Source organism: Leifsonia sp. Y878 (assembly GCF_057669685.1).
Genome location: NZ_JBYHFS010000001.1, coordinates 1,080,576 through 1,097,775, shown reverse-complemented (window position 1 = coordinate 1,097,775; position 17,200 = coordinate 1,080,576). Strand labels below are relative to the sequence as shown.

Below are 17,200 nucleotides of genomic sequence, written 5' to 3'. Positions count from 1 at the left end.
ATGAGTGCGACCTTCCCAGAGGATAGTGAGGGCGCCGCGGATGCCCCCGGCGTCGACGTGGAGAACTCGTCAGAGTTCGCCGCTGTTCCTGATGCCTTCCAGCGCCTCTGGACCCCGCACCGCCTGGTCTACATCCAGGACGGGCAGCAGCCGCACGCCGACGACTGCCCGTTCTGCCTGGCTCCCAGCATGGACGACGAGAAGGCGCTGATCGTTGCGCGCGGAAAGCACGCGTACGTGTTGCTCAATCTCTTCCCATACAACAGCGGCCACCTGCTGGTGTGCCCGTACCGCCACATTGCGACATATGACCTGGCTACTCCTGACGAGGTTGCAGAGATTGCTAGCCTCACCCAGACGGCCATGCGTGTACTGACGCAGGTGTCGCACTGCGACGGTTTCAACATCGGAATGAACCAGGGACGGATCGCCGGTGCGGGAATCGCTGAGCACCTGCATCAGCACATCGTGCCGCGCTGGGCCCTCGACGCGAACTTCTTCCCGATTATCGCCGGGACGAAGGCCCTCCCTCGCCTGCTCGGTGACGTCAGGCGCGAGGTCGCAGATACCTGGCCAACCGAGGCCTTGCCCAGCGACAACGACTAGCGCTTTCCCACGCCGCACCGGCCGCTGGAGCCCTGCGGTACCCGCTGCACCATCACGCAAGGAATAGAGTCAACGGTATGACTGAGACCACTCCCGCAGAGCAGTTTGGCTCCAGCCGCGTCAAGCGCGGCCTGGCTGAGATGCTGAAGGGCGGCGTCATTATGGACGTCGTCACCGCAGAGCAAGCACGTATCGCAGAAGATGCCGGCGCAGTTGCCGTCATGGCGCTCGAACGCGTGCCGGCCGACATCCGCTCACAGGGCGGCGTTGCCCGCATGAGCGACCCCGACCTGATCGAGGCGATCAGGGCAGAGGTGTCGATCCCGGTCATGGCCAAGGCTCGTATCGGTCACTTCGTCGAGGCGCAGGTTCTGCAGGCGCTCGACGTCGACTACATCGACGAGTCAGAGGTGCTGAGCCCCGCCGACTACGTCAACCACATCGACAAGTGGAACTTCACCGTTCCCTTCGTGTGCGGCGCAACCAACCTGGGTGAGGCGCTCCGCCGCATCAACGAGGGTGCAGCCATGATCCGCTCGAAGGGTGAAGCCGGTACCGGTGACGTCTCAGAGGCCACCAAGCACATCCGCAAGATCAAGGGCGAGATCGCTGCCCTGTCGTCGCTCAGCAAGGACGAGCTGTACGTCGCAGCGAAGGAGCTGCAGGCTCCGTACGAGCTCGTTGCAGAGATCGCTGCCACCGGAAAGCTCCCCGTTGTGCTGTTCACCGCCGGTGGTGTTGCAACGCCAGCCGACGCAGCCATGATGATGCAGCTCGGCGCTGACGGCGTGTTCGTCGGTTCCGGCATCTTCAAGTCTGGCAACCCGGCGCAGCGTGCTGCCGCCGTGGTCAAGGCCGTCACGTTCTACGACGACCCCAGCGTGATCGCAGACGTGTCCCGCGGCCTCGGTGAAGCAATGGTCGGCATCAATGTCTCCGACCTCGCAGCACCGCACCGCCTCGCCGAGCGCGGCTGGTAACCACAACCAGATGATCGTTGGAGTTCTCGCCCTGCAAGGCGATTTTCGAGAGCACGCACATGTGCTTCGGTCGCTCGGCGCAGAGGTCGAGTTCGTACGTCGCCCTGAGGAGTTGGCCCGCGTCAGCGGACTGGTGATTCCGGGCGGCGAATCCAGCGTGATGGACAAGCTGTCGCGCACCTTCGGGCTGGCCGAACCGTTGAAAGCCGCCATTGCCGGCGGACTTCCGGTGTACGGAACCTGTGCGGGGCTGATCATGCTCGCCGATACCATCATCGATGGCATTGCCGGGCAGCAGAGCCTCGGCGGCCTCGACATCGCGGTGCGCCGCAATGCATTCGGGTCACAGACCGCCTCGTTCGAGACGGACCTGGACATCCCACAGATAGGTGCCCTGCCTGTGCACGCCGTCTTCATCCGCGCCCCCATCGTTGAAACAGTGGGTCCAGCTGCGACGGCGCTGGCGTCCGTCGCCGATGGGCGCTGCGTTGCCGTTGAGCAGGGAAACCTGCTCGGGACATCGTTCCACCCCGAAATCACCGGGGAATATCGAATCCACGAATACTTTTTGACAAAGGTCGCAGCTGCCGGCCTGAACTAGAATGACTAGGCAGCATACGAGAGCGACACAACGGGAGATTCATGTCCGGGCATTCCAAATGGGCGACAACGAAGCATAAAAAGGCAATCACCGACTCTCGTCGGGCCAAGGCTTTCGCCAAACTGATCAAGAACATCGAAGTCGCCGCAAAAATGGGCGGCGCCGATCTCTCTGGTAACCCCACGCTCGTGGACGCCATCCAGAAGGCAAAGAAGACCTCTGTACCCAACGACAACATCGACCGTGCCGTCAAGCGCGGCGCCGGTCTCAGCGGTGAGTCGGTCGAATACACGACGATCATGTACGAAGGCTACGCAGCTCATGGCGTCGCCATCATGATCGAGTGCCTCACCGACAATAAGAACCGCGCCGCAGCTGAGGTTCGCACCGCCATGAACCGCAACGGCGGCACCATGGCCGACCCCGGCAGCGTTGCATACAACTTCCACCGCAAGGGCATCGTTGTGGTTCCGCACGGAAACGGCGTGACCGAAGATGACGTATTGATGGCCGTGCTCGACGCCGGCGCAGAAGAGGTTGTGGACGAGGGCGAGACCTTCGAGGTCTTCTCAGAGGCCACCGACCTGGTCGCCACCCGCCAGGCGTTGCAGGAAGCCGGCATCGACTACGACTCTGCCGACGTGGCCTTCGTGCCATCGCTCAAGGTTGAGGTAGACGCAGCCACTGCTCGCAAGGTGTTCCACCTGATCGATGCGCTCGAAGACCTCGACGACGTGCAGAACATCTACAGCAACTACGACATCACGCCAGAGGTCCAGGCCGAACTTCAGGCAGAAGAGGACTAACCCAGCAATGTCAGTCCGGGTGCTCGGCATCGACCCCGGGCTGACACGCTGTGGCGTGGGAATCGTCGATGTCTCCGGCAATCGCCGGGCGCGGCTCGTCGAGGTCACGGTGCTTCGCACCACGCCAGACATGCCGCTTGAGCAGCGTCTCCTGTCGATCGGTGATGGGCTAGAGGAACTCCTCGATCGCCACCAGCCCCAATTCGTCGCCCTTGAGCGCGTTTTCGCGCAACAGAACGTGAGCACGGTGATGGGCGTCGCCCAGATCAGTGGCGTCGCGATGCTGCTCGCCGCCCGCAGGGGCCTTCCGGTCACGCTGCACACGCCGAGCGAGGTCAAGGCCGCGATCACCGGCTACGGTTCCGCCGACAAGAAGCAGGTCGGCACCATGGTCGCCCGGATCCTGGGCCTGGACGAGATTCCGAAGCCAGCGGATGCCGCAGACGCGCTGGCCCTGGCCATCTGTCATGCGTGGCGCACGGGGGCAGCCGGTGGCGCCCTCCCGACGACCTCGGTCTCCGGTGTGGTCTCTGGAGCCGGCTCCGCCGCTGATCGTGCGGCCGGCGGCCTGACACCCGCGCAGAAGGCGTGGCGCGCCGCCGAGCGTGGCGCAGCAGCGTCAGTGGCGCCCCGTAGTCTGAAGAGGTGATTTCTTCTCTTCGTGGCATCGTCCTCTCCGCCCTGGGCTCAACGATTGTCATCGAGGTCGGGGGAGTGGGCCTCGCGGTCCAGGTCACCCCTGCCACAGCTCTCTCCGTGCGCATCGGCACTGAGGCACGACTCACGACAACCCTCATCGTTCGGGAAGATTCCCTCACTCTGTACGGGTTCAACTCCGCCGACGAACTCGCGGTCTTCGAACTGCTCCTCGGCGTTACAGGTGTCGGGCCGAAGTCGGCACTCGGCGTGCTCGCCGCGCTCACGCCGGCCCAAATGGCACACGCCGTCGCCGTCGACGACGATGGTGCATTCCGCAAGGTGTCCGGAATCGGGCCGAAAACGGCCAAGCTCATCGTGCTCTCGCTCACCGGCAAGCTGAACGGCATCGCCCTCGGCAGCGCAGCAGCCGGCAGCGGTGTGCATGGCGGCAACGCCGCATCCGTTTCAGCCAGCGTGCAGGCGGCGCTCATCGGCCTTGGCTGGTCAGAGCGGATCGCCGCAGAGACCGTCGAAGCACTCCTGGCAGAGAGTCAGCCCGCCGAGCCGCTGACTGTCAGCACGATCCTCCGACTCGCCCTGGCCCAGCTCGGGCCGGCACGGCAAACGGCCGGCCAGGCTGCTGGCACGCAGGGAGCGGCATCATGACCGCCGATCCGTCGGTTGAGCTGACCAATCCTGCCGCTGAGGGCGACGTTGAGCTGGCGTTCGAAGGCGCACTGCGCCCGCAGAGCCTCGGTGAATTCGTCGGCCAGCACAAGGTCAGGGGCCAGCTGCAGTTGTTGCTGACCGCCGCGACGATGCAGCAGCGCACCCCAGACCACATCCTGCTCGCGGGCCCCCCAGGACTCGGCAAGACCACTCTCGCCATGATTGTTGCGCACGAGGGAAACCGCCCGCTCCGCATGTCGAGCGGGCCTGCAATCCAGCACGCCGGTGACCTGGCCGCTGTGCTCTCGTCCCTCGTGCCAGGGGAAGTGCTCTTCATCGACGAGATCCATCGCATGGCACGCTCTGCCGAAGAGATGCTCTACCTGGCGATGGAAGACTTCCGGATCGACATCATGGTGGGCAAGGGCGCTGGGGCGACCTCCATTCCGCTCGATCTGGCGCCGTTCACACTGGTGGGCGCGACAACGAGAAGCGGATTGCTGCCCAACCCGCTGCGGGACCGCTTCGGTTTCACGGCCCACCTGGAGTTCTACTCAGACAACGAGCTCGCAGAAGTGCTGGCCAGGGCGGCGAGGCTGCTCGGACTGCCGATTGACGGCGAAGCGCTGGCCGAGATCGCCGGGCGATGCAGGGGAACGCCCCGCATCGCGAACAGGCTGCTCCGGCGCGTGCGCGACTATGCCCTTGTGCACGGCGGGAGCCCAGACCTCAAGGCGGTTCATGCGGCGCTCGAACTCTACGATGTCGACGAAATCGGCCTCGACCGCCTCGACCGTGAGGTCATGAAAACGATCCTGACCCGTTTTGGGGGAGGCCCTGTTGGCCTCAATACTCTGGCGGTTTCGGTGGGGGAAGAGCCGGAGACCATCGAAGCGGTCGTTGAGCCCTTCCTGGTACGGATAGGATTCCTCACGCGTACACCTCGAGGGCGAGTGGCAACTCCAGAGGCGTGGAAACATATGGGCCTCGGTAATCCGCAGCTTGGTCCCACCCTTGATGACTTATAATTCAAGCTGGTTCGCACGATTTCGCGTTCACGTGACGCGGAAGTCGCACCGCAATTCGGAAGGTTTTACAGTTTTATGGATCCGTTGACTCTCGTCATGCTCGCCGTACTGGCGCTCCTCGTCTTCTTCATGTTCCGCAACAGCCGCAAGCGTCAGAAAGACACTGCCGCGCTTCAGTCGAAGATGGTCGCTGGTGCACACGTCATGACGAACTTCGGCCTGTATGGAACCATCGTGTCCATCGACGAAGAAGAGAACAAGGTTGCGCTCGAGATCGCACCAGGCACCATCGTTGACATTCACCGCCAGACCATTGCCCGCGTAGTCGAGCCCGTCGCTGAGGTCGAAGAGACCGCCGTGGCAGAGCTGGGCCAGGACAGCGCTACGTCCGCGTCTGCATCCATGGACGAGCCCGAGTTCGGTCAGCGCCGTGATGACGCGTCCGGCGATGTTTCTGGCGACGAACCCAAAAAGGGCGACGCGTAACCAATCCCTCTCCCGTGCCCGCGCGACACTGCGCGGGCACGAGCATAGAAAGCTGAGTTCAAGGTGGCAAAGTCGTCGACCCCGGTCAAAAAGGCCTGGCGTTCCCTGACCTGGCTGGGTGTGATCATCGTCGGCCTGCTCGCTATCAACACCGCCGGCGTCCTCACCGGCGGCGGATCATGGACGCCCAAACTCGCGCTCGACCTCGAGGGTGGCACGCAGATCATCCTCGCGCCGAAGCTCGAGTCCGGCCAGTCTGTCTCCTCTGAGCAGCTGAACCAGGCGGTGTCGATCATCCGCCAGCGCATTGACTCTGCTGGTGTATCCGAGTCGGAGATCAACACCCAGGGCGGACAGAACATCGTCGTGTCCATCCCTGGAACGCCCGATGAACAGACGCTTAACCGCATCCAGTCGTCGGCCAAGCTCGAATTCCGCCCCGTGCTCGCGGCCGGGCAGCCCTCAAACGCCAGCGTCGGCGGCGACGGCACCTCGACGGAGACCCCTGCGCCAACGGCTGACCCGAACCTCGAGAGCACGCCGACCGTCAAGCCGACCGATGCCAGCGACTTGAACTACATCACGCCAGCTCTGCAGGCAGAGTATGACGCCCTCGACTGTGCCGCTGTTGACACGTCCAACGTCGCCCCCGCCGACGAGCCGCTCGTCACCTGTGAAGAGGATGGCTCGATCAAATACATCCTCGGCCCTGTTGAGGTGAGTGGTGAGAACATCACAGATGCCACCAACGGCCAGGTCCAGACGCAGAGCGGCGCGACCACGGGCGAGTGGGCCGTCAACATCGTCTTCGACAGCACAGGCAGCAAGCAGTTCGCCACGGTCACCACGCGCCTCAGCGGATTGACCGGCGTGCAGAACCAGTTCGCCATCGTGCTCGACGGCAAGGTCATCTCGGCTCCGCGCACCCTGGCCGTGATCACGAACGGCCAGCCGCAGATCACCGGTTCATTCGACCAGGACTCGTCAAAGGCCCTCGCCGACCAGCTGAAGTTCGGTGCTCTTCCGATCAGCTTCGTTGTGCAGAGCCAGGACACCATCTCGGCGACCCTGGGCTCAACGCAGCTCACAAGCGGCCTCATCGCCGGTCTCATCGGCCTGATCCTTGTCGTGCTGTACTCGCTGCTGCAGTATCGCCTGCTTGGTATCGTGACCGTCGCGTCGCTCGCGATTGCTGCTGTCATCACCTACCTGCTCATCACGATCCTGTCGTGGCGAGAGGGCTACCGCCTGTCATTGGCCGGTGTCGCCGGTCTGATCGTGGCGATCGGTATCACGGCGGACTCCTTCATCCTCTACTTCGAACGCGTGCGAGACGAATTGCGCGATGGCAGGGGACTGGTGTCCTCGGTCGAAGCCGGTTGGAAGCGAGCAATCCGTACGATCCTGGCGTCTGACACGGTCAACTTCCTGGCCGCTGCAATTCTGTTCATCGTCGCTGTCGGCAACGTGAAGGGCTTCGCTCTCACCCTCGGTCTCACCACGATCGTCGACATCATTGTCGTGATGCTCTTCACCCACCCGATGCTGCAGTTGCTCGCACAGACCAGGTTCTTCAACGAGGGGCACAAACTGAGTGGGCTTGACCCACGCGCATTGGGCGCGGTGTACCGCGGTCGTGCACAGTTCGCGCCGTCCGCCGCTGTCTCACCGGCGAAGGCGGCATCCGCCAGTCGAGAGGCTGCCAAGCGCCAGACGATCGCAGAACGGAAGGCTGCAGAGCTCTCCGGCGCCTCGAACACCACAGCTGCACCGAAGACCGATGCGCCGAAGAACACTGATGCGCCGAAGAACACGGATGCGCCGAGCAAGGGGAAGGACTCCTAATGGCTAGTTTCGCCCAGTTCGGCAACGACCTGCACACCGGCAAGCGCTCATTCAACATCGTTGGGCGCCGCAAGACCTGGTATCTCATTGCCGGCGTCATGCTCCTCATCGCCATCGTCGGCCCGATGCTGCGCGGCGGATTCGTCTTCGGTATCGAGTTCACCGGCGGCTCAGAGTTCGTCGTATCCGACGTCAGTACCCAGGACCAGTCGATCGCAGAAGACGCTGTCGCCAGTGTCGTGCCGACCGCTGTGCCCAAGGTGTCGACTGTCAGCGATTCGGCCATTCGGGTACAGACCGACCAGATGACCGGCGAAGAGACGCGGGAGGTTGCTGCTGCCCTCGCAGAGGCGTACGACGTCCCCGCCGAGCAGGTCACATCGTCCTTCATCGGACCGTCGTGGGGTGCTGACATCACCGGCCAGGCCATCCGGGGCCTGCTCATCTTCCTGGCCCTCGCTGCCGTTGTGATGGCGCTGTACTTCCGCACATGGAAGATGTCTCTTGCGGCCATGATCGCGCTGGTGCACGACCTCGTGATCACTGCCGGCTTCTACGGGATCACCGGGTTCGAGGTAACGCCGGCGGCTGTCATCGGCTTCTTGACGATCCTCGGCTACTCGCTGTATGACACCGTGGTGGTGTTCGACAAGATCCGCGAGAACACCAGCAGCGACGGGCTCGAAGCGCGCCGTACCTTCGGCGAATCGGTCAACCTCGCTGTCAACCAGACCCTGGTGCGCTCGATCAATACGTCGGTTGTCGCCGCACTGCCAGTGGCCTCGATCCTCTTCATCGGTGCGTTCGTGCTCGGAGCAGGTACGCTGCGGGACATCTCGCTCGCCCTCCTGATCGGAATGCTCGTCGGCGCATACTCGACGATCTTCATTGCATCGCCGCTCTACGCCCAGCTGCGCGAGCGCGAGCCGGAGATCCAGAAGCGCGACAAGAAGGTCATCGCCGCCCGCGAGCGTGCCAACGTCACGGCAGTGGAAGCTGGCGTATGAGCCCGATTCATGGTGCGTCGGCCGACGGTCCAACGTCGGTCGACGCAGCGGATGCCATCCGTCTGATTGCTTCGGGGGAGGTCTGGCTTCTCGATGTTCGCGAGGACTCAGAGTGGGAGGGCGGCCATGCAGGCCACGCCCACCACATTCCGATGGCGGAATTGGGTGGACGCCAGGATGAGATTCCTGCTGACCGTACCATCCTGGTGATGTGCCACTCCGGTGGACGATCCCGCATGGTGACCGACGCGCTGGTGCAGGCTGACTACGCTGCCCGGAACGTCGAGGGCGGCATTGTGGGGTGGGTATCCGCTGGTGGGGATGTTGTCAGCGAGACCAGCGATAATTGAGTGTGTGGCACTATGTGTCAGCGTGACGTCGGATCCGGCGTCATGATTTGTACGGCGGGGGCCAACAAGAACGAGGGTAGATCATGACCGAGACTTCGGCCCCGTCTGCCGCGTCACTCCGTCGCCTGGTACCACGCATTTTCTCCAGGGCACAACCGGCCGGTGCCGTCGACACCCTGTTGAAGACCGTTCGGATGCACCACCCGAAGGCCGATCTCGCCATCGTTGAACGCGCGCACGTTGCTGCGGAGCGCGCGCACGACGGCCAGAAGCGCCGGAGCGGTGAACCATACATTACCCATCCGATCGCTGTCGCCCAGATCCTGGCCGACCTCGGCATCGGTCCGAAGACCATTGCCGCCGCGCTGCTGCACGACACCGTCGAAGACACGGCATATACACTCGACCAGCTGCGATCTGATTTCGGTGACGAGATCGCCATGCTGGTTGATGGCGTCACGAAGCTCGACAAGGTCAAGTACGGCGACAGCACGCAGGCAGAGACTGTCCGCAAGATGATCGTGGCGATGTCCAAGGACATCCGCGTGCTCATCATCAAGCTGGCCGACCGCCTGCACAACGCGCGCACCTGGGGATTCGTCCCCGCAGAGTCTGCCGCTCGCAAAGCGACGGAGACCCTCGAGATTTACGCGCCGCTCGCGCACCGTCTCGGCATCCAGACCATCAAGTGGGAGCTCGAAGACCTCTCATTCGCGGTGCTGTATCCGAAGCTCTACGCCGAGATCGAGAGCCTGGTCAAGCAGCGCACTCCGCAGCGCGAAGAATTCGTCCAGCAGGTCATCGATGCGATCAACGACGACCTGAAGGCATCGCGCATTCGCGGCAAGGTCGCTGGGCGCCCGAAGCAGTACTACTCGATCTACCAGAAGATGGTGCTGCGCGGACGCGAGTTCGACGAGATCTACGACCTGGTCGGCATCCGTGTGCTCGTCAACTCGGTGCGGGACTGCTACGCGGTGCTTGGCGCGATTCACGCCAGGTGGACACCGCTGCCCGGCCGGTTCAAGGACTACATCGCCACCCCGAAGTTCAACCTGTACCAGTCACTGCACACAACGGTGCTCGGCCCGAGTGGTCGCCCTGTTGAGATCCAGATTCGCACCCAGGAGATGCACCAGCGCGCCGAATTCGGTGTCGCGGCTCACTGGAAGTACAAGGAGCAGGTCGCAGGCAAGTCAAGCGGACTCGGTCCGAAGAGCGACACCGACATGGCATGGCTGGCGCACATCTCCGACTGGCAGGCGGAGACGAGCGACCCGAACGAATTCCTCGACTCGCTGCGCTATGAGATCGGCGCCAAAGAGGTCTACGTCTTCACACCGAAGGGCAGGGTCATCGGCCTCCCAGCCGGCGCAACTCCCGTTGACTTCGCATATGCCGTGCACACCGAAGTCGGCCACCGCACCATGGGATCGAAGGTCAATGGCCGTCTCGTTCCGCTGGAGAGCACGCTCAACACCGGCGATGTCGTTGAGGTCTTCACCTCGAAGAACCCCGACTCCGGCCCCAGTAAAGACTGGCTGAACTTCGTCAAGAGCCCCAGGGCGCGAAACAAGATTCGCCAGTGGTTCACCAAGGAACGTCGCGACGAAGCCATCGAGCAGGGCAGGGATGCCATTGCACGCGCAATGCGCAAGCAGAACCTGCCGTTGCAGAAGCTGATGAACCAGGATTCCTTCGCCGAGGTCGCGGCGTTGATGAAGTACGAAGACGTCTCAGCGCTCTATGCGGCTGTCGGCGAAGGCCATGTCTCAACGCAGTCTGTGCTCGAGAAGGTCGTGTCGACGTTGCAGAACGTCGATGAGGCCGAAGGCGCTGACTTCCCCATCGCGGCGAGCGGACGCACCCAGACGCTGCGCAACAGCGACTCAGGCGTGCTCGTGCGCGGCGCCCCAGACATCCTGGTCAAACTGGCACGCTGCTGCACCCCGGTTCCCGGCGACAAGATCGTTGGATTCATCACCAGGGGCTCTGGAGTGTCCGTGCACCAGGCGTCGTGCCACAACGTCTCGTCTCTCCTAAAAGAACCAGACCGGATGATCGAGGTCGAGTGGGCTCCCACATCGAAGAGCCTCTTCATGGTTCAGATCCAGATCGAGGCGCTTGACCGTTCAGGGCTGCTCTCCGACGTCACGCGCGTCTTGTCTGAGCACCACGTCAACATCTTGTCTGCGACGGTCAATACCTCAAGCAACAGGTTGGCGCTCAGCCGGTTCGTATTCGAGATGGGGGACACCACCCACCTCGACCGGGTACTGAACGCCGTGAGGCGCATCGACGCTGTCTACGACGTGTACAGGGTGAGCGACGGCTAAAGCCGCATTGCGGGTTCTGGCCTGGCCGATTCGTTGCCAGGCCAGGCCAGCGAACTGTCGACCGTTAGAGAGCAGCGGATGCCTCGCGAGGATGTCTGTCGAGAGCTCTGGGAACAGGTCGAGGAGCGCAGCCAGCACCGGCACGAACTCGTCCGGTTCTCCGGGCGTTCTGGCCAGGTCGACGACCGTTCGCTGCGCTGTCGTGACGGGCATGCCGCCAAGCAGCTGTGTGTCATGAGCGATGTTGCGCGCCTCCCGCAGCCGAAACCGCGTCGAGAGCGGCACGTGCAGGCGCGCAGCGGTGTCCACGCAGAACTGGTGAGGGTGGGGCTCTGGGCCGGCGCCGAAGATCCACGCGGCCGTCAGCCGATCGGCGATCACCCCTGTCGGCACCAGCATGGCGGCGACCTCTGCGCGGGCCAGGGGAGACCCGGGTTGGTCGACGGGACACCAGCCGTCACCGAGCGCGTAGAGTTCGCCGTCGAGCCTGGCGCTGCAGAGTTCGGCCAGGGGCAGGTCACTGGTGGAGAGTACGTTTCCGAGACGATGAGTCATCGGGCAAGACTCTGCGCATCACGTCTTCGCGGGTCACGCGGGATGGTATCTGTGGAGAGGAAACGAACCGGCCCCGCTGTGCATAGCGCATGAGCGCGTATCCACAGCGGGGCCGGTGTCGAGCGGGTGGCTCTGCTTACTGGGCTTCTGGGCTTACTGGCCGATGGCCTTCAGCCAGGACTGCTTGGTCTCAAGTGCTTCCTTGGCAGCCTTGATTGCAGCAGGATCCTTGCTGGCCTCTGCCTCTGCGAGCTCAGTCTCGAGCTTCGCAATGGCGTCGTGCAGCTGGCCGGCGAGTCCTTCGGCGCGAGCCTTGGTCTCTGGGTTGTTGCGCTTCCAGTGGTCTTCGTCGAGCGTGCGCACGGCGGATTCCACCTTGCGCAGGCGCTCTTCGATGGGCTTGACCTGGTCGCGCGGAACCTTGCCGATTGCGTCCCAGCGGCGCTGGATCGACGTCAGTGCGGCGCGTGCCTTGTTGCGGTCCTTCTCGCCAAGAATGAGTTCGGCCTCGGTGAGCAGGGCGAGCTTCTCTTCGAGGTTGCCGGCGAATTCTTCGTTGTCGAGTGCGTCGACCTCAGACTTTGCGGCGAACAGCACATCGCCAGCTGCCTTGAACTTGGCCCACATGGCGTCATCCTGCTTCTTGCCGGAGCGTCCGGCGAGCTTCCACTCCTCCAGGAGTTCGCGGTAGGCAGGGATGCCGTCAGCGCCGCGCGGCGCGAGCGCCTCGACCTGGCTGATGAGCTGCTGCTTGCGGTTGCGAACGTCGCGGTGGGTGCTGTCGAGGTCGGCGAAGAAGGCCTTCCTGTTCTGCTCGATGGTGGTGCGGGCCGCGCGGAATCGCTTCCACAGCTCGTTCGCCTCGCTCTTCGGAATGCGCGGTGCGTCGTGCTGGTGTGCCTGCCACTTGGCGAAGAGGGCGTCGAGGGCGGCGCTGGCCTGCTTCCACTGCGTCTTCGCGGGGTCTTCGGCTGCGAGGCGTTCTGCCTGCTCGACGATCTCGGTGCGCTCAGCGACAGCAGCTGCTGTTGCTGCCTTTGCTTCTGCGCTCTGCTGCTCGGTGAGCTCATTGACGGTACCGCCGAGTGCGCCGAGGCGTTCGACGAGTGCGGCGAGGTTCCCAACGGCGTTCGCGGTTGCGACGGTCTCCTGCAGGTGCGCGACGGCTTTGGCGATGTCCGCTGCCGGAGCTCCGCCACGGGCGCGCTGCTCAAGCAGGGTCACCTGTCCGTTGAGCTCCACGTACTTGCGTTCGAAGTACGCGAGAGCCTCCTCAGGAGTACCGTCCGGGTACTGGCCGACGGCCCGTTCTCCGGATGCCTCGCGCACGTAAACCGTGCCGGTTTCGTCTACGCGACCCCATGGTTGCTGATCTGTCGTAGTCAAGAGCCTCACCTTGCTGATGTAGTTGCGTTCTCGCGAACGATGAATAACGGCACCAGCCTATTGCACGTCTGGTTGTGGAACCTGATGCTGCGTATGCCGATGTTGCGTAAAAGATGCTGCGTGAGCAGTTGTTACTGAATGGTGACCGCGGTGATTGTCGTCGGAACGGCCGGAGCGCCATCAGTGGCACCGCCTTCGACGCCGGCATCCGTGATGTCTGCCTTCAGCTGGTCAAGACCGCTGGTGACTTTTCCGATCACACTGTAACCGCCAGCTGCGTCAGCGGGAATGGTGGTGTCGTCGTAGACGATGAAGAACTGGCTGCCGTTGCTGTAGCCGTTGCCGCCCTGGCGCGCCATGGCAATGGTGCCGGCCGGGTAGACGTCATCGGTAGGTGCGTTCTCGACGGGGCCGTAGCTGTAACCGGGGCCGCCGGTGCCGTCGCCTGTCGGGTCGCCGCACTGCAGCACGAAGAAACCGCCGGTGGTCAGGCGGTGGCAGGACACATCCTGGTAGAAGCCGTTCTGAATGAGGCTGATCGCCGATGAGACGGCCTGCGGTGCTGCGGCGCCATCGAGTTCGATGCCGAGTGGCACGGAATTCAGCGTCAGCGTTCCGGTCCAGGTGCGGTCCTCTGCGAGATCGGCGGAGGGAACGTCGCCGGAGTTCTCGCCGGCGGCGGCCGATGCGCTGGGGGTCGGCGCGGCGGTGGCCTCCGCCTCAGGCGTGCCTGGGCCACCGTTAAAGAAGAAGAGCTGGGCGCCGACGGCGATGACCAGGACGACGACCAGAGCGGATGCCGCGAGCACGTTGTCGCGGGTGCGGCGCTTCTGCTGGTGCTCGTTGACGGCCCGTCTGGCCTGGTACCCCCGGACGCGCGCCCGTGCTTCGCGTGCCTCGCGGTCTTGCTTATTACTGGGTGCCACGTCGATCCTCCCGGACGCCAGCGTCGATGGCAGGCCATCGGCTGATAAGACAAAAAGAGGCCTCACCCGCTCGCGCGAGTCTCAGACCACGTTGAACTCTACGCAACATGGCCGAATGTGGCCAACCGACGCGCGTGGGTTGCTGCTGCTCGTCGGGTGTTGTCAGGGGCACAAACTACTGTGGGACGTATGTCTGATGCTCAACCAGGGCTGCGCGGTGGCGCAACGCCCCTCGCAGTGCGTATGCGCCCCAAGAGCCTGGATGAGGTCGCCGGCCAGCGCCACCTGCTGACCCCTGGCTCACCCCTGGTGAGCCTGGCCAGCGACAAGACGGGGGAGCGCGGTTCTGTCTCCGTCATCCTCTGGGGCCCGCCAGGAACAGGCAAGACCACGCTGGCCCAGGCGATCGCCCACAGCTCTGGACGCCGATTCATTGAACTCTCCGCGGTCTCCGCCGGTGTGCGTGACGTGCGCGCCGTCATGGAAGAGGCCCGCACCAGCCGCGACCTCTACGGGCTGTCGACGGTTCTCTTCCTCGACGAGATCCACCGATTCACGAAGGCGCAGCAGGATGCCCTGCTGCCCGGTGTTGAGAACGGTGTGGTCATCCTGGTCGCCGCTACAACCGAGAACCCGTCTTTCTCCGTTATCTCTCCGCTGCTGTCCCGGTCGCTGCTGCTCACTCTCGAAACGTTGAGCGACGAGGACCTCGGTGTCGTCATTGACCGCGCCGTTGTCGATCCGCGTGGCCTTGCCGATCGTTTCGTGCTCGACCCTGAAGCCAGGGCCACCATCATCCGTCTTGCCTCCGGCGATGCGCGCCGGGCGCTCACCGCCCTTGAGGCTGCGTCTATTTCAGCGGCCGCCGGGTTCGCGGTGACCGACATCCCAAACGACGACGATGATGACGACGACGACGACGACGATGACGACGACGATGACGATGGCGACTCAGCCGGTGCTGTCGCCAAGCCCCCGATAGCGAAGCCCGTCATCACGACAGAGATCGTCGCACTGGCCGTCGATCGCGCCCTGCTGCGGTACGACCGCAACGGCGACGAGCACTACGACGTCATCAGCGCATTCATCAAGTCGGTGCGTGGTTCAGACGTCGATGCGTCGCTGCACTACCTGGCTCGCATGATCGAGGCAGGCGAAGACGCCCGCTTCATCGCCAGGCGCATCATCGTGCTGGCCTCAGAAGATATCGGCATGGCTGACCCGCAGGCACTGGTCATCGCGGTCGCGGCTGCAGACGCCGTGCAATTGATCGGGATGCCAGAGGGCCGCATTCCGCTGGCGCAGGCCGTTGTGCACCTTGCCACCGCGCCCAAGTCGAATTCCGCGTACATGGCGCTCGATGCCGCAATTGCCGACGTCAAGGCTGGCAAGGCCGGCCGGGTGCCGAAACATCTGCGTGACGCGCACTATGCGGGAGCGAAGCGACTCGGCCACGGCAAGGGATACAAGTACCCCCACAATGACTCACTCGGCGTGCTCACTCAGCAGTATCCGCCGGACGAGTTGAAGCACGTGCGGTACTACGAGCCGACAGAGCACGGAAACGAGCGGGATGTCTCTGCGCGCCTCGCGAAAATCCGCAAGATCGTGCGTGGCGAATAAGCCGTGCCTCTGAAGCGGATGTGTTAGTCTGGTCGCTGCCTACTACTGGTTTTAGCGTGCGGCTGCGACTAAAACCAGAAAGTTGGGATTCGCTCTGTAGCCGAGCGGCCCGCGGCAACACCCCTCTGACTTTCCCCGGCATGTGTCTGATAACTCTCAGCGCCCGGGATTCCCTGTTTGAGTTCCATTGAAAGGACACCGTGTCTACCAAGTCACGTACCCGTAGCAAGACCCGCCTGTCGCGCGCCCTGGGCATCGCCCTGACGCCGAAGGCTGCCAAGTACCTCGAAAAGCGTCCGTACGCTCCGGGCGAGCACGGCCGCACTAAGCGCAAGGCCGACTCGGACTACGCCGTTCGTCTGCGCGAGAAGCAGCGTTTGCGTGCCCAGTACGGCATCCGCGAAGCGCAGCTGAAGATTGCGTTCCAGGAAGCCCGCAAGACCCAGGGCCTGACCGGTGAGAACCTGGTTGAGATCCTCGAGACGCGTCTTGACGCTCTGCTCGTGCGTGCGGCTATCGCTCGTACGACCGCACAGGCTCGTCAGATGGTTGTGCACCGTCACATCCTCGTCGACGGCCTGCTGGTTGACCGCCCCTCCTTCCGTGTGAAGCCGGGCCAGGTCATCAACGTCAAGCCCAAGAGCGAGAGCATGGAGATCTTCCAGGTTGCAGCAGCCGGCGGTCACGTCGATGTTCTGCCGAAGCTTCCGGTCTACCTTGAGGCCGAGCTCGACAAGCTTCAGGTTCGCCTCGTGCGCCGCCCGAAGCGTGCAGAGGTCCCCGTGACCTGTGAAGTCCAGCTCGTCGTTGAGTACTACGCAGCACGCTAGTCACGCATGAGCGGTAGTTTCTGAACTACGCTGGAGGGCGGATCATCCATTGGATGATCCGCCCTTTGCTTTTGGTGCATGGCGCAAGCGATGTATTCCGAAACCGGAATGAAAGGTGTTGCTGATGGAGGGTGGAGATATCGCCGGGCTGATCGCTGCCGGGGTATTCGCGGTACTCGTGGCATTCCTGGCCGTTCCGCTGCTGAAGCTCGGCCGAGTGTTCGACGAGACCACCACGATGATTCGTGACATGAGCGACAACATCTCGCCATTGCTCGAAGAGACCACCACCACGATCAAAGAGACCAACAAGCAATTGGCCAGGGTCGACACCATCACCAGCAATGTCGCTGACGTGACGGGAAACGTATCCGCTCTCGTCGCGCTCTTCGCAGCCACGGTTGGCGGCCCGCTCATCAAGCTGGCAGGTTTCTCCGCAGGCGTTCGCGCGGCCTTCGGCGTCGGACGCCCGGCCAGGTCTCGGCAGCGTTCGTAGCTCTGCCACTACTCTTGATTCCATACCAACA

The 17,200-nt window shown here is 63.4% G+C and carries 17 protein-coding genes and 1 pseudogene; 15 read left to right on the top strand and 3 right to left on the bottom strand.

Annotated elements, in window-relative coordinates; all coding sequences use genetic code 11:
• The 12 genes from AC25Y4_RS05130 to AC25Y4_RS05075 all read left to right on the top strand — a co-directional run bounded on the left by AC25Y4_RS05130 (position 1) and on the right by AC25Y4_RS05075 (position 11,353).
• On the top strand, positions 1-606 hold the full coding sequence (locus tag AC25Y4_RS05130; protein ID WP_488119282.1) for an HIT family protein: 606 nt from the start codon (positions 1-3) through the stop codon (positions 604-606).
• A gap of 77 nt (positions 607-683) precedes the next feature.
• Entirely contained in the window at positions 684-1,586 is a 903-nt protein-coding gene (gene pdxS / locus AC25Y4_RS05125) for a pyridoxal 5'-phosphate synthase lyase subunit PdxS (protein WP_488119281.1), read from the top strand.
• A gap of 10 nt (positions 1,587-1,596) precedes the next feature.
• Positions 1,597-2,187 carry a pyridoxal 5'-phosphate synthase glutaminase subunit PdxT gene (gene pdxT / locus AC25Y4_RS05120; RefSeq protein WP_488119280.1) on the top strand — a complete coding sequence of 197 codons (591 nt, stop codon included), beginning with the start codon at positions 1,597-1,599 and terminating at the stop codon, positions 2,185-2,187.
• Between the two features lie 41 nt (positions 2,188-2,228).
• On the top strand, positions 2,229-2,993 hold the full coding sequence (locus AC25Y4_RS05115) for a YebC/PmpR family DNA-binding transcriptional regulator (RefSeq protein ID WP_488119279.1): 765 nt from the start codon (positions 2,229-2,231) through the stop codon (positions 2,991-2,993).
• A 7-nt stretch (positions 2,994-3,000) separates the two neighbouring features.
• Positions 3,001-3,642, top strand: a complete 642-nt coding sequence (gene ruvC, locus AC25Y4_RS05110; RefSeq protein WP_488119278.1) for a crossover junction endodeoxyribonuclease RuvC — start codon at positions 3,001-3,003, stop codon at positions 3,640-3,642.
• On the top strand, positions 3,639-4,298 hold the full coding sequence (gene ruvA, locus AC25Y4_RS05105) for a Holliday junction branch migration protein RuvA (RefSeq protein ID WP_488119277.1): 660 nt from the start codon (positions 3,639-3,641) through the stop codon (positions 4,296-4,298). The genes ruvC and ruvA overlap by 4 nt, the downstream gene beginning before the upstream one ends.
• On the top strand, positions 4,295-5,329 hold the full coding sequence (ruvB, locus tag AC25Y4_RS05100; protein WP_488119276.1) for a Holliday junction branch migration DNA helicase RuvB: 1,035 nt from the start codon (positions 4,295-4,297) through the stop codon (positions 5,327-5,329). Before ruvA ends, ruvB begins: the two co-directional genes overlap by 4 nt.
• Positions 5,330-5,404: 75 nt before the next feature.
• Positions 5,405-5,815 carry a preprotein translocase subunit YajC gene (gene yajC / locus AC25Y4_RS05095; RefSeq protein ID WP_488119275.1) on the top strand — a complete coding sequence of 137 codons (411 nt, stop codon included), beginning with the start codon at positions 5,405-5,407 and terminating at the stop codon, positions 5,813-5,815.
• 63 nt (positions 5,816-5,878) lie between these two features.
• On the top strand, positions 5,879-7,660 hold the full coding sequence (gene secD / locus AC25Y4_RS05090) for a protein translocase subunit SecD (protein ID WP_488119274.1): 1,782 nt from the start codon (positions 5,879-5,881) through the stop codon (positions 7,658-7,660).
• Positions 7,660-8,667, top strand: a complete 1,008-nt coding sequence (gene secF, locus AC25Y4_RS05085; RefSeq protein ID WP_488119273.1) for a protein translocase subunit SecF — start codon at positions 7,660-7,662, stop codon at positions 8,665-8,667. Before secD ends, secF begins: the two co-directional genes overlap by 1 nt.
• Positions 8,664-9,017 (top strand): rhodanese-like domain-containing protein, encoded by a 354-nt coding sequence (locus AC25Y4_RS05080; protein ID WP_488119272.1) that lies wholly within the window; start codon positions 8,664-8,666, stop codon positions 9,015-9,017. The genes secF and AC25Y4_RS05080 overlap by 4 nt, the downstream gene beginning before the upstream one ends.
• A gap of 83 nt (positions 9,018-9,100) precedes the next feature.
• Positions 9,101-11,353, top strand: coding sequence for a RelA/SpoT family protein (locus tag AC25Y4_RS05075; RefSeq protein ID WP_488119271.1), 2,253 nt, complete (start codon positions 9,101-9,103; stop codon positions 11,351-11,353).
• A gap of 90 nt (positions 11,354-11,443) precedes the next feature.
• Here AC25Y4_RS05075 and AC25Y4_RS05070 read toward each other — a convergent pair.
• From AC25Y4_RS05070 to AC25Y4_RS05060, 3 genes and pseudogenes are all read right to left on the bottom strand, one after another.
• Positions 11,444-11,752 (bottom strand): annotated as a pseudogene (locus tag AC25Y4_RS05070) (type IV toxin-antitoxin system AbiEi family antitoxin); the annotation flags it as partial.
• Positions 11,753-12,061: 309 nt separating this feature from the next.
• Entirely contained in the window at positions 12,062-13,294 is a 1,233-nt protein-coding gene (locus tag AC25Y4_RS05065; protein WP_488119270.1) for a DUF349 domain-containing protein, read from the bottom strand.
• 131 nt (positions 13,295-13,425) lie between these two features.
• Positions 13,426-14,220, bottom strand: coding sequence for a peptidylprolyl isomerase (locus tag AC25Y4_RS05060; RefSeq protein ID WP_488119269.1), 795 nt, complete (start codon positions 14,218-14,220; stop codon positions 13,426-13,428).
• Between the two features lie 189 nt (positions 14,221-14,409).
• On the opposite strand from AC25Y4_RS05060, the gene AC25Y4_RS05055 reads away from it, so the two are divergent.
• The 3 genes from AC25Y4_RS05055 to AC25Y4_RS05045 all read left to right on the top strand — a co-directional run bounded on the left by AC25Y4_RS05055 (position 14,410) and on the right by AC25Y4_RS05045 (position 17,169).
• Complete coding sequence (locus AC25Y4_RS05055) at positions 14,410-15,843, top strand: replication-associated recombination protein A (RefSeq protein WP_488119268.1); 1,434 nt, start codon at positions 14,410-14,412, stop codon at positions 15,841-15,843.
• A gap of 200 nt (positions 15,844-16,043) precedes the next feature.
• Positions 16,044-16,673: a 30S ribosomal protein S4 gene (rpsD, locus tag AC25Y4_RS05050; protein ID WP_488119267.1), complete on the top strand. Its 630-nt coding sequence runs from the start codon at positions 16,044-16,046 to the stop codon at positions 16,671-16,673.
• A gap of 124 nt (positions 16,674-16,797) precedes the next feature.
• Complete coding sequence (locus AC25Y4_RS05045; RefSeq protein ID WP_488119266.1) at positions 16,798-17,169, top strand: DUF948 domain-containing protein; 372 nt, start codon at positions 16,798-16,800, stop codon at positions 17,167-17,169.
• The last annotated feature ends 31 nt before the right edge of the window (positions 17,170-17,200 follow it).

Coding starts and splice junctions, on each gene's coding strand:
- yajC (WP_488119275.1), top strand. CDS start 5,405: ATGGATCCGTTGACTCTCGTCATGCTCGCCGTACTGGCGCTCCTCGTC.
- AC25Y4_RS05055 (WP_488119268.1), top strand. CDS start 14,410: ATGTCTGATGCTCAACCAGGGCTGCGCGGTGGCGCAACGCCCCTCGCA.
- pdxS (WP_488119281.1), top strand. CDS start 684: ATGACTGAGACCACTCCCGCAGAGCAGTTTGGCTCCAGCCGCGTCAAG.
- AC25Y4_RS05045 (WP_488119266.1), top strand. CDS start 16,798: ATGGAGGGTGGAGATATCGCCGGGCTGATCGCTGCCGGGGTATTCGCG.
- secF (WP_488119273.1), top strand. CDS start 7,660: ATGGCTAGTTTCGCCCAGTTCGGCAACGACCTGCACACCGGCAAGCGC.
- ruvB (WP_488119276.1), top strand. CDS start 4,295: ATGACCGCCGATCCGTCGGTTGAGCTGACCAATCCTGCCGCTGAGGGC.
- AC25Y4_RS05130 (WP_488119282.1), top strand. CDS start 1: ATGAGTGCGACCTTCCCAGAGGATAGTGAGGGCGCCGCGGATGCCCCC.
- AC25Y4_RS05080 (WP_488119272.1), top strand. CDS start 8,664: ATGAGCCCGATTCATGGTGCGTCGGCCGACGGTCCAACGTCGGTCGAC.
- AC25Y4_RS05115 (WP_488119279.1), top strand. CDS start 2,229: ATGTCCGGGCATTCCAAATGGGCGACAACGAAGCATAAAAAGGCAATC.
- pdxT (WP_488119280.1), top strand. CDS start 1,597: ATGATCGTTGGAGTTCTCGCCCTGCAAGGCGATTTTCGAGAGCACGCA.
- AC25Y4_RS05075 (WP_488119271.1), top strand. CDS start 9,101: ATGACCGAGACTTCGGCCCCGTCTGCCGCGTCACTCCGTCGCCTGGTA.
- ruvC (WP_488119278.1), top strand. CDS start 3,001: ATGTCAGTCCGGGTGCTCGGCATCGACCCCGGGCTGACACGCTGTGGC.